Origin of the sequence: Paenisporosarcina sp. TG-14, assembly GCF_000297555.1 — a bacterium.
GTDB classification, from domain to species: domain Bacteria; phylum Bacillota; class Bacilli; order Bacillales_A; family Planococcaceae; genus Paenisporosarcina; species Paenisporosarcina antarctica.
Window position 1 is genome coordinate 1 of sequence record NZ_AMGD01000065.1, and the last position, 14,090, is coordinate 14,090.

A 14,090-nucleotide genomic window follows, 5' to 3' on the forward strand; every position below is an offset into this window, starting at 1 on the left:
GTTTGTTTGGATATCAGGTGATTGACCCTAATAGTCCTTACATAGAACAAAATGGTTGGATAGGAGACAATTATTTTTATATTCTTTTAGTTTTTCTGAAGTGATTATTCTGCAACACAAAAAAGCCTACTTTACGGTTGGAATAACGTAAAAGTAGGTGCTGCCGCTCCTTTTTGCTTGATTTGAAATAATCTACTCGATTTCGCTATCTTACTGAATTACAGCATGTTAACCGAATGCATATTCAGTTGCTGCAACCAGGGGGAAATAGAAATCACATCTATTTACATAACCAATCACCTCTCCATTCAACTAGTTTAGAACTATGAACAAGGGAGTCATTTTAATAAGTCAATCAGTAAATTTTATACACCGTGTACAATAAAACGAGTGTCTTTTTTGTTTTGCTGTACATTTAATAGAGCGAAATTGTGTGGTAAGATTTAATAATTCAGAAGATTTAAATTGTTGAAGAGAGTTTCAACATTCGAAGAAGGGAGATGTATAAGAGATTTAGGGATGCAAAATGGGTACATATAAAACTGGCTACAATAATATTATTACTGGTCTACCAGGTGTTGAAGTCAAGCAAGGCAAAAAAATCGTGTAGTAATGGAATTGCTAACACAGAAGTTACAATAAAAAAACATATAAGGGGAGATTCATTATGAAAAAGAAGTTCTCATTTTTAACTGCAGTCGCTGCTACAGCTATGTTAATCGCAGGTTGCGGAAGTGATAAAGAAGAAACAACAGATAACGCTGGAGCAGGCGAAGAGTCAGGATATAACTTAAAAGAAGATGGAAAGTTAACATACGCTTCAAGTGGTTTATACAAACCATTTAACTATGAAGAAGCCGGTGAACTTACTGGTTTTGACGTGGAAATCGGCGCAGCTATTGCCGAAAAAATGGGCTTAGAACCAAATCCAATCACAACCCCATGGGAAACCATTACACAATCTCTACTGGCTAGTAATTTTGATGTCATTATTGGATCAATGGCTATTACAGCCGAACGTGCAGAACGCGTAAACTTCTCAGATCCTTACTACTACTCGGGTGGGATGATTTTCGTGCCAGAAGGTAGTGATGAAATCACTTCTGCAGAAGATTTAGAAGGTAAACGAATCGGTGTTGTTGCACAAAGTACGTACGATACTGCGGCAAAAGGATATACGGATGATGTCAAGTACTACAATAGTGATGTTGTCGCGTTAAATGATTTAACGGTTGAAGGACGATTAGATGCCGTCATTACAGCGGATGTAGTTGGTTTTGAAGCCATTGCAGCTGGATTGGAAATTAAAGATGTAGGCGAACCATTATGGATTGAACAAGCGGCAGTGGCTTTACGTAAAGAAGATAAGGAATTATTAGAAGGGATTAATAAAGCGATTGAAGAAATAGTAGAAGATGGCACATATGAAGAAATCTCAAACAAATGGTTCGAACGTAATCTTCTTGATGTTGATTTAGAAGGTATTGACATTCTGAATTAATTTAGAAGAGAAAGGGAGATTGCTATGGAACTTTTAAAAACGGTAGTTGAAGTCTTTTTGCGAACGTATCCAGGTTTCCTAGAAGCGACACTCACCACCTTGCAAATTACGGCTGTCGCTCTCGTTTTAGGTACATCTCTCGGGTTAATCTTTGCATTAATGAAAATTTCACGCTCAAAAGTATTACAAACAATTGCTAATTTATACATTACGATTATTCGAGGGACACCGTTAATTGTCCAAATTATGTTTTTGTATTTTGGGATTACGACACTCATCGTCCTCTCGGGTTTCTGGGCAGGAGCGATTGCACTCGGGATTCATAACGGGGCATACATCGCGGAGATTTTCCGTGGAGCCATACAAGGGATTGATAAAGGGCAGCGTGAAGCGAGTAGCTCGCTAGGAATGACAAGGTCGCAAAGTATGCGTCGTATTGTTTTCCCACAAGCTTTAAAACGCTCGATTCCGCCGCTTGGTAATCAGTTTATTATTACATTGAAAGATTCATCTTTAGTTTATATTATTGGGGTGTCAGAGTTATTCTCCATCGCAAACCGTGAAGCAGCGCAGTCATTCCAATCATTAGAAACGTATTTAGTGGTCGGGGTGTATTATTTAGTACTCGTGATGATCTTTACCTATTTATTGAAACTGTATGAAAACAAACTAAATGTCGACAAATAAGAAGGAGGGACGCATATGTTAAAAGGGACGAATATTCATAAATCGTTTGGCGATTTAGAAGTATTAAAAGGCATTGATCTCGAAGTCGCTCCTTCTGAAGTGGTCGTTCTTGTCGGAGTTAGTGGTTCAGGTAAAAGTACATTGCTTAGATGCTTTAACTTTTTAGAACATATTAATGAAGGAACCATCGAGATTGATGGCCACTTAGTCAATCCAAAGAATGATAAACTCTCAAAAATTCGAGCTGAAGTCGGAATGGTGTTTCAACACTTTAACTTATTCCCACATATGACGGTATTAGAAAATGTCATAGAAGCGCCGATGATTGTGAAGAAAATGAAGAAAGCAGATGCCATTACGTTGGCGAAGCAGCTACTTGAAAAAGTAGGGTTGTCTGATAAAGCAGATGTGTATCCGAGTAAACTATCAGGTGGACAAAAACAGCGTGTTGCCATCGCACGCTCACTTGCGATGGAACCAAAAGTGTTATTATTCGATGAACCCACGTCAGCACTCGACCCAGAACTAGTCGGAGAAGTGTTGGCAGTTATGCAGCAATTAGCGCAAGAAGGCATGACCATGATTGTTGTGACGCATGAAATGAAGTTCGCGCGCAATGTAGCTAATCGCATCATTATGCTGGATGAAGGACGTATCATTGAGTCCGCTGATCCAGAAACATTCTTTGGAAATCCAAGTCACGAACGAACGAGACAATTCATTCAGTTAGTCGATTAAATAGGAAGGCCTCACTTGTCAGTAGGAAACTGGCAGGTGAGGCCTTTTTGTAAAATAAGAAAGTATATAAAATTGATGTGTCAAGAACCCAGTGTTCATGGTGTTTTTAGTATATGGAGACTAACATGCTAAAATGAAATTTCTTTGATGTGACTTTCGTTAATCGACTAATGTGAAGTCGTGATTTCCTTTTTTAGAAGTTTCCTCTCAGTGAAAGTGAATTTTTTTCAGTGATATATTCTTGTTTAGTAATCTTGGATTGCATATAAAAAATCATCCTATCTAAATATAGGTGTGTGTACTTTCATTTTACAAAATAGGACGATTTTTAATATTTATTTTTAAAACTATATGGTTATCACTGTTGTTTTTTAAACAGGTGAATGATTGGAGTGAAAGGCGGCGAGAAAACATGTGCTCCTGCGGTTACTCGTCGCAAAGATATTGGACGAATAGACAGTTCGTCCAATATCTTTCCGGCGGGAAAAGCGTGTTCGGTGAGACCCCGCAGGAGCTTGCGACGAGGAGACTCACGGACCGCCCGCGGAAAGCGTCCGTCTGTTTCTGCATCGCTACGCTAGCTTCGAAACATGAAAGTGCGTTGTAACGGAAATCACTAGACTTAAATAGAAGGCTGTCTCATTCTTCAGGTTATAGTGTAGTAGGTTTCGACCCGAAAACCAAAGTTATGGAATATCTTTTTTTGTAATAAAACACAATGAAAATTTATAATTTTAGTTGTCATTGGTTATATAATAATTGGGCAAATTTTGAGAACTACTATTAATGTATTTCTCCTGTTTGAGTAAGTAATTTATAAGCCATAATTGCCAGTTGAATCTGCATACGGTCATCGGCTGATTTTAGCTGTAATCCAGTTTTTGTTTCAATTTGGTTGAGTCGATATTTTAGTGTATGACGGTGTATGAATAACTCTCCTGCCGTTATCTGTATATTTTGGTTATTGTAAAGGTAAACGTCTAACGTTTCAAGCAAATCAGTACCTTGACGAGCATGTTTGAGCAGTGGATCTAACGTGTCACTGTATAACTTTTCTAAATCGATACCGGCTTCTTTCATGTTAATAAGTAAATGGTAAGTCCCAAGCTCCTTATAATGAACGATTGTATTAGGTTTAATCAGTACCCCTGATAAGGAAACAGCTAGTTGAGCTTCTTTTGCACTTTGAGAAAGCATACTTATACCATCGTAACATCTGCCAATCCCAATAATTAAAGGATCTTTCGGAAAGAAATAGAGCCATTGTTTGTTGATTTCTTTTGCGAGCCAATAACAGTTTTGCTCTTTTTCCTGATCCGTTTCCCCAACTATATTAACTAATAACATTAACGAGTCTAGCTTAGCTCGACCCATGTAGGCTTGATTTTTATTCTTTAGCACTTCATTAACGGTTTGAAATAGCTTTGACTCTAATGACTGGAGCTCACTAGACTCTGATTTATTTTTTTGAATATATAGGTAAAAAAATGCTTGGCTACTAGAAAGGTCGTAGCCTAGTTTTTTTCCTTGTTCAAGAGCATACGCTTTATTTGTAATGTGATCATCAATAATCTCATCTAAAAAGGTACCTTGTAGGCGCAGCCTAGTTTCTTCAATGGCTACTTTTCTTAACGCTTCAATTGCGAACACAGTCCCTGCATGTTCGATAGCTATGTCGTCCATCTCACGCCACATGTCACTTCGTTTAATGGCAACAATCGATCCATAAGATTGGTTGTTAGCGATAATCGGATAAATGGAAACATGGTAATTTAGTGTGTGGAAATGTGAAGGAATTCTCAATTTTGAACTACTTTCAAGTTTATCTTTTAAGTTGAACTCTTCTCCATCAATATTGAGCCCAGTCTTAGCCAGTATATTTAGAGTAATATTTTTGGTTACGATATTTTCGATCGTTTGAATGTCATTATAAACAATAATTGCCGCGTCTGTAAGGTTTGCTAATGTAGTTGTAATTTCTTTAGCACCCTTATTTTCTAGTACAAGCCTTGTTAATTCTTTATGGATACTTAAAGAATCCTCTAGTAACTGCATTTGGTTATTTATAATTTGTTCTAATATTGCTTTAGTTATCTTCGAAAAGTTAATATCTGTGGAAATCTCAATGAGAGGCAAGTTATGTTCGTTAGCAACAGTGATAAGCGATTCAGGTATTTCTGGTAAATAAAACCCTGTATACATGGCTACACCTGATAATTTCTTTTGTCCGAGGAGTTGAATAAATTTTTCCTTCTTATCATCACTTTCCAACAATCCAAAGCCAGTAGTAATTAAAAATTCCCCTTCTTGGAGTCGGTTAATATCTTCTAACACTTCAACAATTGTTACCCACTTAATTAAATTGGATAATCCATCTTGTCCAGCAACTAACCTAGTTTCTTTCATAATAGGTAACGCCATTGCTTCCTCTATGCTAATTGCCATTTTGTCCATCCCCCCGTGTAAAAAGTGATTTCACGCATCCCTTAAAGTAACCCATTAGTCACCAGTATGGATAAAAATATACTAATCAATAGGACAATTAATATTTAATTAAAATAGAAATGATTTTAGTCATTTTATCATAAATAAAAAGGACTCTAAATAGCAAATTTTTATACAAGGTGTACAAAAATTCTCTTTTAATTTATAGAGCGTGTCGAATAGAAAATCCCCAAAAATTCCATTAAAATATTTACAAGAAGGAAAATTCTGAAAATTTAACTTATAAAAATAAAAATACATCTTAGTTAATTTAATAAATAAGGGAGGATCCGAAAATGAATCGCGACCATTTAATAAAACCAATTCTAGAAGCGGACTATCCAATGGTTGAATACGGTAAAGGAGTATACCTTTATGACCAGGACAATAAAAAATATATAGACGGATCTTCTGGCGCGGTTACTGCAAGTATCGGACACGGTGTACAAGAAATTATTAGTGCCATGAATGAGCAAGCGAAAAAAGTTTCCTTTGTTTATCGCTCGCAATTTACAAGTGAACCTGCAGAAGCTTTAGCTAAAAAGCTAAGTGAGATTATGCCTGGTGATTTAAATTGGTCTTTTTTTGTAAATAGTGGATCAGAGGCAACGGAAACTGCTATGAAAATTGCCATTCAATATTGGCAAGAACAAGGAGTTTATACAAAAACTAAAGTAATCTCACGCTGGATGAGTTACCACGGAATTACGATGGGGGCATTATCAATGTCTGGGCATGTGGCGAGAAGAGAGAGATTTGTCTCGTTACTCGACGATTTACCTTCCGTTTCTGCCCCGTATTGTTACCGTTGTCCATTCAACCTGACCTATCCAAGTTGTGATCTTCTTTGTGCAAGCGAGTTAGAACGAGTGATCCAACGTACCGGTGAAGATAAAATAGCTGCTTTTATTGCTGAACCTATCGTTGGGGCATCAGCTGCAGCGTTAGTGCCACCTGCAGGATATTACGAAAAAATAAAAACAATATGTGATCGTTACAACGTTTTATTTATTGCTGATGAAGTTATGACAGGTATAGGTCGTACGGGGAAAATGTTAGCTATAGAACATTGGGAAGTTCAACCTGATATTGTAGCTCTTGGCAAGGGAATGAGTGCAGGATATACACCGATTGCGGCGACTTTAGTTAGTGATCGTATTATGGATCCGATATTAAAAGGCTCAAAATCCATAATGAGTGGCCATACGTATAGTGCAAATCCACTGTCAACTGCAGTAGCACTTGCTGTATTGGAATTTATTGAAAAACATCAGCTAGTTGATGTGGCTGCTGACACTGGGAAATATTTAAAAGAAAAATTACAAGAAATTGCTAAAAAGAGTTCCATCATCGGGGATGTGCGTGGTGAAGGGCTTTTACTAGGAATTGAATTTGTTACTAATAAAATTGAAAAGCGTTCATTTAATAAAGCATTCAATATTTCGGGATTAGTTATTAAGAAATCGATGAAAAAAGGTTTGCTCGTATACCAAGCAAATGCAGGTGATGAAGGTGTGACTGGTGATGCAATTATCATTTCCCCGCCACTTGTGATTACGAAAACAGAGGTAGATGAACTCTTAACTATATTGAATGAAGTAATTGAGGAAATAGAAGATGAATTAGGTCTATTAAATTCATTAGCGCAAGAGGAGGTTGAAATAAATGAAAGTTTGTAGTATTGAAGAAGCACTATCACATATTCATGATGGCATAACTCTTATGTATGGCGGTTTTGGCGGAATTGGATCACCTCCCACATTGATCGATGCGATATTAGAAAAAGGTGTAAAAGATCTAGTGTTAATCGGCAATGATGCAGGTTTTCCAGATATCGGAATTGGGCGTCTTGTCAGCAATGGGAGAGCAAGAAAGTTGATTGTCTCACATATTGGGTCAAATCCAAGCGCAGGTCAACAGATGTCAGATCGTAAAATAGAAGTAGAATTTTATCCCCAGGGAACATTAGCTGAAAAAATACGAGCGGGCGGAGTTGGCCTAGGTGGAATTCTTGTTGATATTGGAATCGATAGCATGGTAGGCGAAGGAAAAGAACAAGTATGGGTAGATGGAAAGCAATATTTAATTGAACCTGCACTGACTGCAGATGTATCCATTGTGCTTGTTAAACAAGCGGATACATTTGGGAATTTAGTGTATAACAAAAGTGCACGAAATACGAACCCCCTGGTTGCGATGGCGGGGAACTTTACAATTGCTGAAGCAGAGGAAATTGTAGATTTGGGTGAACTTGATCCGGATATGATCATAACGCCCGGTGTATTCGTAGATAAAGTGGTTCCAAGTGAAGGAGTGAATTGGAAATGGGTATGGGAGTAGATGTTCGAAACCGAATTGCGAAGAGGGCTGCACAGGAAATCAAGGACGGAATGATTGTGAACCTCGGAATAGGGATTCCTTCGCTCGTTCTAAATCATCTCCCTGACGATATTCAAGTGATGTTTCATTCGGAAAACGGTGTTCTAGGAATTGGTCCCACCCCGAAGAAGGGAAATGAAGATCCAGACCTGTGCAACGCAGCTGGATTACCGGCCACGACTGTTAAAGGGGCATCCTATTTTGACAGTACGATATCCTTTGGAATTATACGTCGAGGGTATTTGGATGTGACGATTTTAGGTTCTTTAGAAGTAAGCGAAACTGGGGATTTGGCAAATTGGATTGTTCCTGGAAAAAGGGTTCCCGGCATTGGTGGGGCTATGGAATTATCACAAAAAGCGAAGAAAGTTATTGTAGTTATGAGTCATGTTAACAGTAACGGCCAGCCCAAAATCCTTGCCGAATGTTCTTTACCCTTAACTGCGAAGGCCTGTGTAAATTTAATTATTACTGACATGGCGGTTATTGAGGTTACAAAAAAAGGACTATTATTAAAAGAAATTATGCCACCTTATAGCGTTCAGGATGTTCTCGAGAATACAAGTGCAGAATTAATAGTGGACATATAAAGGAGAGAAAAAAATGAATGATGTAGTAATCGTGGCATGTGTTCGATCCGCTGTAGGTGCGTTTGGTAAATCGTTAAAAAATGTTTCGGCCACTGAAATGGGTAGACAAGTGCTGGAAGGTTTGATGCAAAAATCTTCTCTATCTAAAGACTATGTAGATGAAGTTATATTTGGTCATGGATACGTTCATGGTACAGGGTTAAATGCTGCAAGGGTATCCTCTCAATTAGCCAACTTCCCCATCACAACACCGGGGCATATTGTTATTAAGGCCTGCGGATCTGGTTTAAAGGCGATTACAAATGGCGCATTAGCTATCATGGCTGGACAGGAAGATGTCATCATAGCCGGTGGTGTAGAAAATATGAGTAACGTACCTTATGTGGTTAAAAATCGATGGGGAAGTAAGTTCGGTAATGTAGAAATGGAAGATGCTCTATTATCAGACGGACTTATTTGTTCATTAGAAAAGGAACATATGGGGTGTACAGCAGAAACCTTAGCAAAACGCTACGGCATTAGCCGGGAAGATCAGGACCGTTTCGCTTATGACAGTCATATAAAAGCTGCGACAGCCATTCGTGAAGGACGCTTTAAAGATGAGATTGTTCCTTTAGAAATAAAATCACGAAAAGGAATAGTTGTATTTGATACGGATGAATCGGTTCGTGAAGATATCAATCTAACAGCATTAAATAGTCTTAAACCCATGTTTCAAAAAGACGGAGATGTTACCGCGGGAAATTCATGTCCAATGAATGACGGGGCTTCTGCGTTATTGTTGATGTCCGAAGATAAGGCAAAACACTATAATCTAAAACCGTTAGTCAAGATTAAAGCTTTTGCGAGTGTCGGAGTTGATCCGGCAGTGATGGGAATTGGCCCAGTGCCTGCTACGAGAAAGGCATTGAAAAAGGCTGGTTTAACACTAGACGATATAGGCTTGATTGAGCTAAATGAAGCTTTTGCCGCTCAGGCGTTAGCCGTTATAAGGGAATTGAATCTTGACCCAGCCAAGGTTAATGTCAACGGGGGAGCGATTGCGTTAGGTCACCCTGTAGGGGCTACTGGCGGGAAACTTACCGTGACACTAATGCATGAAATGCTCCGTACGGGTGTGAAATACGGAATGGTCACGTTATGCATGGCAGGTGGTATGGGATTGACCGTTATTTATGAAAATATGCAAGTTTGATAATAAACGTTTGCAAGAGGAGGAATACTTTTGGGGACTAATTGGAATATACATACACTTGAAAAAGTGTTTACTCATATTGATGAGTCGTGGGAGGAAGAGGTTTCGTTTCTGCAAAAAATGGGACAATTTCCAAGTACATTAGGTAATGAAGCACCTATTCAAGAATTTATGGCGCAATTTTTTAAGAATGAATTGGGTCTTGTCACGAAATCGATTGTTCCTGATGTAGAAAAAATCTCTAAATTACCAGGATATTCACCACCAGAATGGACGTATGAAGACAGGCCTGTGGTCATTGGTACATGGAAAAGTGAAGGACCGAAAGAAGGAAAGAGTCTCATTCTTCAAGGGCATGTGGACGTCGTGAGTGCAGAGCCTGCTTCCTTATGGAGCTATGATCCATGGGGAGCAACCCTTGTAGGAGACAAGATGTATGGACGAGGAATTCAGGATATGAAGTCCGGGATTGCCGCATTTTGTTACGCGCTAAAAGCGATAAAAGAATGCGGAATTGAATTAGGCGCAGATGTGATTCTGGAGTCGGTTATTGAAGAAGAATGTACCGGTAATGGAGCGCTGACTACGTTGGCGGAAGGTTATATAGCTGATGGAGCTCTTATACCTGAACCATTCGGTCTCGTTGGTTTGAAAGCTCAAGTAGGAGTTATATGGTTGAGGATAAAGGTTACTGGTTCTGGTGCTCATGTGGAACGTGCGGATCGTGCAGTTAATGCGATAGAAAAGGCGTATGTCTTAATTGAAGCTTTACAAACGTACCGTAAGCATATTAATGCCCAGCCTAAACATCCGGATTTTTCCAATGTGAATCATCCGTTAAATGTGAATATTGGCATGATTCATTCAGGTGATTGGCCATCGAATGTACCCTCAGAATGTACCATTGAAGCAAGAGTTGGTTTTTATCCAGGAGAAGATCCACAAAAGATCAAGGATGAGGTAAAAGCTTTCTTATTAGAAGAGGCACGCAAAGATGAGTGGTTGCGTAATATGGAACCGGAAATTACATTTTATGGATTTCATGCAGCAGGAGTTTCTCTTGATACTAATCAGGAATTATTTAAAACACTAGAGATGGCTCATGAACGTACAACAGGAGAAAAAATGGATTATACAGTAATCACCGCTACCACAGACATTCGATTATATAATTTATATTACGATATTCCAACAACCTGTTATGGACCCGTGGGAGATAACATGCATGGTGCAGATGAATGGGTAGATTTAAAGAGCGTTAAAGAGGTAACCAAAACGTATGCAGCCTTTATTCTGGATTGGTGTGGGGTGCGCGCTGGATCATCACAACCGTAATGATGAACTTAAATGAAGTAAGCTAGAATGTAGAATGCTACATCAACTATTTAACTTGGTTAAGCCAGTAAAGTTTTGTACACCCTGCTAAAACTAATCTATAAATTAAAACATGACTTAAAGTGATACGTTTGAAATTCCCTTAAAATTTAGTTGTTAACACGTAAAGGAGGTTATCAGAATGCAAAAAGATGAGAATTTAATTCAAGAATTAGTAGATCTAGATAAAAAGCATTTTATCCACCCCACATCTCCAATTAAGCAACAACAAGAACAGGGAGCTGCACTAATTTTTACAGAAGGAAAAGGAGTTTATCTTTATGATGTGAATGGTGATTGTTTTATTGATGCTATGTCCTCCCTGTGGAATGTCAACGTTGGCCACGGTAGAAAAGAATTAGGTAAAGCGGCGATGGATCAAATGAATAAGTTAGCTTTTAACTCTTGTTTTTCAACATTTAGTAATGAACCTGCCATTCGCCTCTCAGCTAAACTTGCTCAAATTGCACCACCAGGTTTAAGTGCTACTTTCTTTACATCTGGCGGTTCGGAATCTAATGATACTGCGTATAAACTTGTCCGACATTATTGGATATTAAAAGGAAAACCAAGTAAAAAGAAAATTATCTCCCGAACTAAATCCTATCACGGCGTTGCTATGGGCGCGACAAGCGCAACTGGGTTAAAACCTTTTCGAGATTTTACTAATTCATTAGCCCCTGACTTTTATCATGTAGATAACTTTTCCTCTCAAGCGCTTCGTGAATTAATTGAAGCAGAGGGATCAGATACCATCGCTGCATTCGTTGCAGAACCTGTACAAGGTGCTGGTGGTGTTCATATAGCTCCAGAGAACTATTTTAAGGAAGTAAGAGAAATATGTAATGAGTATAATATTTTATTTATCACGGACGAAGTAATCACAGGATTCGGAAGAACAGGTAAATACTTTGGTATCGAACACTATGGGGTTACACCAGATGTCATGTGTTTTGCAAAGGGCGTTAGCAGTGGGTATCTGCCTTTAGGTGGTATCATGCTTTCAGAAAAAATCCATCAAGATCTCATTGAACTTTCTACGGGTACACTTTTACATGGCTATACGTATAGTGGTCATGCAACAGCTTGTGCAGTTGGATTGAAAAATATTGAGATTATTGAAAATGAAAACTTAATCGAAAATGCAAGAGTAATGGGCCAGGAAATGTTAACTGGTTTTCAATGGCTACAAAGTAATCTGGACATTGTCGGTGATGTTAGAGGTTTAGGATTAATGGGTGCCATTGAAATCGTAAAAGATCAAGTAACTCAAGAAAGATTTGAATCTCCTTTGTCGCCATTAATTGTTGTAGAAGCAGCAAAACGTGGAGTCATTTGTAGAGCTATCGTTTTCGATAATCAAGATACCCTTGTATTTGCACCACCATTAATTATCGATAAAACTGAAATAGAAAAAATGATTTCTATCCTTTATGATTCTATTCTTACGATTGAAAAGCAGCAGGAAAAAACTAAATAATGTTTATTTTTCTCCACAAGAACAATTTGTTTAAATGGTGCTTTGGCTTGGAATAATAAAATTGAGGTGAAAAGCTTGAAAAAACACTTGTTAATAAATGGTGAAAAAGTTGAGACAAAGGAATATTCTCTTCTTTACTCACCTTATACACGAGAAGTTATTGCAGAGGTTGCAGTGGCAAATAAAGATCATGCGAAACAAGCAATTACAGCTGCTTACGAAGCTCAACATGTGATGGCTAATTTGCCTGCCCATGAGCGAGCACGTATTTTAGAAAAGCTAGTAGAACTTTTAAAAGAACAAGAAGACGATGCAGCAAAAATTATTACACTAGAGACAGCTAAACCAATCATGTTTTCAAAAGCAGAGGTAGCGCGTACGATTGAGACCTATAAATTTGCCGCTGAGGAAGCAAAAAGAATTCACGGCGAAACCATTCCTTTAGATGCATCTGCAGGAGGAGTAGGTAGAATTGGTTACACAGTACGTAAACCAATTGGTGTCATTGGGGCGATTACACCGTTTAATTTCCCAATGAATTTAGTTGCTCATAAAGTGGGTCCGGCCATTGCGTCTGGAAATTCGATTGTCTTAAAGCCAGCTTCTCAAACTCCATTGTCTGCACTATTTATTGCGGATCTGCTGCAAAAAGCAGGCTTACCTGATGGTGCATTAAACGTTATAACAGGAGCGGGTCGTATTATAGGAGATGCCATAGTTGAAGATGATCGGGTGAAAATGGTTACGTTTACAGGGAGCCCTGGTGTTGGAATTGGTATTCGTAATAAGGCAGGTCTAAAACGGACTACCTTAGAGCTAGGTTCAAATGCATCACTCATAATTGATAAAGACGTAGAAATTGATCGAGTGATTGATCGCTGCATCATGGGCGCTTTTTCAAATCAAGGACAAGTATGTATTTCTCTACAAAGAATATATGTTCACAAGGCTCTATATGAAGAATTTGTAGAGAAATTTGTAGAAGCAACCAAAAAGTTAAAGTTAGGTGATCCACTGGATTCAGAAACATATATTTCTTCCTTAATTTCAATGGGAGATGTGGAGCGATCTCTTAGTTGGATTGAAGAAGCAAAGAGAGGTAACGCAAAAGTTGTAATAGGTGGAAAAGCACAAGAGACGATACTTGAACCAACAGTTATTTTAGATGCTGAACCACAATTAAAAGTTTCATGCCAGGAAGTATTTGCTCCAATCGTATTAATTAATAAAATAAGTTCAATTGACGAAGCCATTTCCTACGTTAATGACTCGCTCTACGGTCTTCAAGCAGGAATTTACACGAACAATGTAAAAAACGCCTTGACTGCAGCAGAAAATCTCCATGTGGGTGGCGTCATGATTAACGATGTGCCAACATTCCGTGTCGATAACATGCCATATGGTGGTGTTAAGGAAAGCGGAACGGGACGAGAAGGAATTAAATATGCAATCGAAGAAATGACTGAGTTGAAATTAATCGTCTGGAATCAAAACTGGTAGCATTGCGAACTAATATGGCCATTTGTAACGGTCAATAGTAGAGGCGAAAAACGGCTGAAGATGCATCTGAGGTCACTGAAAAAGTCAATTTATATATAGGTGATTTCCGTTCCAGGCGGACGCTTTCCGCGGGCATGGCCTCAGCCCAATGTCATCAAGCTA

General features: G+C 38.5%; 11 protein-coding genes. 10 read left to right on the forward strand and 1 reads right to left on the reverse strand.

Annotated elements, in window-relative coordinates; genetic code table 11:
* Nucleotides 1–667: 667 nt before the first annotated feature.
* Genes C406_RS0115915 through C406_RS0115925 form a run of 3 tightly spaced genes read left to right on the forward strand, consistent with a single transcriptional unit; the run spans nucleotide 668 to nucleotide 2,926 of the window.
* Nucleotides 668–1,501, forward strand: coding sequence for a transporter substrate-binding domain-containing protein (locus tag C406_RS0115915; RefSeq protein WP_017381651.1), 834 nt, complete (start codon nucleotides 668–670; stop codon nucleotides 1,499–1,501).
* A gap of 24 nt (nucleotides 1,502–1,525) precedes the next feature.
* Entirely contained in the window at nucleotides 1,526–2,188 is a 663-nt protein-coding gene (locus C406_RS0115920; RefSeq protein WP_017381652.1) for an amino acid ABC transporter permease, read from the forward strand.
* Nucleotides 2,189–2,203: 15 nt separating this feature from the next.
* Nucleotides 2,204–2,926 (forward strand): amino acid ABC transporter ATP-binding protein, encoded by a 723-nt coding sequence (locus C406_RS0115925; RefSeq protein WP_017381123.1) that lies wholly within the window; start codon nucleotides 2,204–2,206, stop codon nucleotides 2,924–2,926.
* A gap of 783 nt (nucleotides 2,927–3,709) precedes the next feature.
* Here C406_RS0115925 and C406_RS0115930 read toward each other — a convergent pair.
* Nucleotides 3,710–5,371 carry a PucR family transcriptional regulator gene (locus C406_RS0115930; RefSeq protein ID WP_017381653.1) on the reverse strand — a complete coding sequence of 554 codons (1,662 nt, stop codon included), beginning with the start codon at nucleotides 5,369–5,371 and terminating at the stop codon, nucleotides 3,710–3,712.
* A 335-nt stretch (nucleotides 5,372–5,706) separates the two neighbouring features.
* Here C406_RS0115930 and C406_RS0115935 point away from each other — a divergent pair, with 335 nt between their 5' ends.
* From C406_RS0115935 to C406_RS0115965, 7 genes are all read left to right on the forward strand, one after another.
* Entirely contained in the window at nucleotides 5,707–7,089 is a 1,383-nt protein-coding gene (locus C406_RS0115935) for an aspartate aminotransferase family protein (protein WP_017381654.1), read from the forward strand.
* Nucleotides 7,076–7,750 carry a CoA transferase subunit A gene (locus C406_RS0115940; RefSeq protein ID WP_017381655.1) on the forward strand — a complete coding sequence of 225 codons (675 nt, stop codon included), beginning with the start codon at nucleotides 7,076–7,078 and terminating at the stop codon, nucleotides 7,748–7,750. Before C406_RS0115935 ends, C406_RS0115940 begins: the two co-directional genes overlap by 14 nt.
* Nucleotides 7,735–8,379: a 3-oxoacid CoA-transferase subunit B gene (locus C406_RS0115945; RefSeq protein WP_017381656.1), complete on the forward strand. Its 645-nt coding sequence runs from the start codon at nucleotides 7,735–7,737 to the stop codon at nucleotides 8,377–8,379. Before C406_RS0115940 ends, C406_RS0115945 begins: the two co-directional genes overlap by 16 nt.
* Nucleotides 8,380–8,392: 13 nt before the next feature.
* A complete protein-coding gene (locus tag C406_RS0115950) occupies nucleotides 8,393–9,574 on the forward strand; it encodes a thiolase family protein (RefSeq protein ID WP_017381657.1) in 1,182 nt (393 codons plus the stop codon).
* A gap of 30 nt (nucleotides 9,575–9,604) precedes the next feature.
* Nucleotides 9,605–10,909 carry an ArgE/DapE family deacylase gene (locus C406_RS0115955; RefSeq protein WP_017381658.1) on the forward strand — a complete coding sequence of 435 codons (1,305 nt, stop codon included), beginning with the start codon at nucleotides 9,605–9,607 and terminating at the stop codon, nucleotides 10,907–10,909.
* Between the two features lie 181 nt (nucleotides 10,910–11,090).
* A complete protein-coding gene (locus C406_RS0115960) occupies nucleotides 11,091–12,428 on the forward strand; it encodes an aminotransferase family protein (protein ID WP_017381659.1) in 1,338 nt (445 codons plus the stop codon).
* Nucleotides 12,429–12,503: 75 nt separating this feature from the next.
* The gene (locus C406_RS0115965) at nucleotides 12,504–13,928 is read left to right on the forward strand and encodes an aldehyde dehydrogenase family protein (protein WP_017381660.1); all 1,425 of its coding nucleotides are present in this window, start codon (nucleotides 12,504–12,506) and stop codon (nucleotides 13,926–13,928) included.
* Nucleotides 13,929–14,090 lie beyond the last annotated feature (162 nt).

Excerpts from the sequence above, each read along its gene's own strand:
- C406_RS0115935 (WP_017381654.1), top strand. The coding sequence starts at position 5,707 with ATGAATCGCGACCATTTAATAAAACCAATTCTAGAAGCGGACTATCCA.
- C406_RS0115940 (WP_017381655.1), top strand. The coding sequence starts at position 7,076 with ATGAAAGTTTGTAGTATTGAAGAAGCACTATCACATATTCATGATGGC.
- C406_RS0115915 (WP_017381651.1), top strand. The coding sequence starts at position 668 with ATGAAAAAGAAGTTCTCATTTTTAACTGCAGTCGCTGCTACAGCTATG.
- C406_RS0115950 (WP_017381657.1), top strand. The coding sequence starts at position 8,393 with ATGAATGATGTAGTAATCGTGGCATGTGTTCGATCCGCTGTAGGTGCG.
- C406_RS0115960 (WP_017381659.1), top strand. The coding sequence starts at position 11,091 with ATGCAAAAAGATGAGAATTTAATTCAAGAATTAGTAGATCTAGATAAA.
- C406_RS0115925 (WP_017381123.1), top strand. The coding sequence starts at position 2,204 with ATGTTAAAAGGGACGAATATTCATAAATCGTTTGGCGATTTAGAAGTA.
- C406_RS0115945 (WP_017381656.1), top strand. The coding sequence starts at position 7,735 with ATGGGTATGGGAGTAGATGTTCGAAACCGAATTGCGAAGAGGGCTGCA.
- C406_RS0115920 (WP_017381652.1), top strand. The coding sequence starts at position 1,526 with ATGGAACTTTTAAAAACGGTAGTTGAAGTCTTTTTGCGAACGTATCCA.
- C406_RS0115930 (WP_017381653.1), bottom strand. The coding sequence starts at position 5,371 with ATGGCAATTAGCATAGAGGAAGCAATGGCGTTACCTATTATGAAAGAA.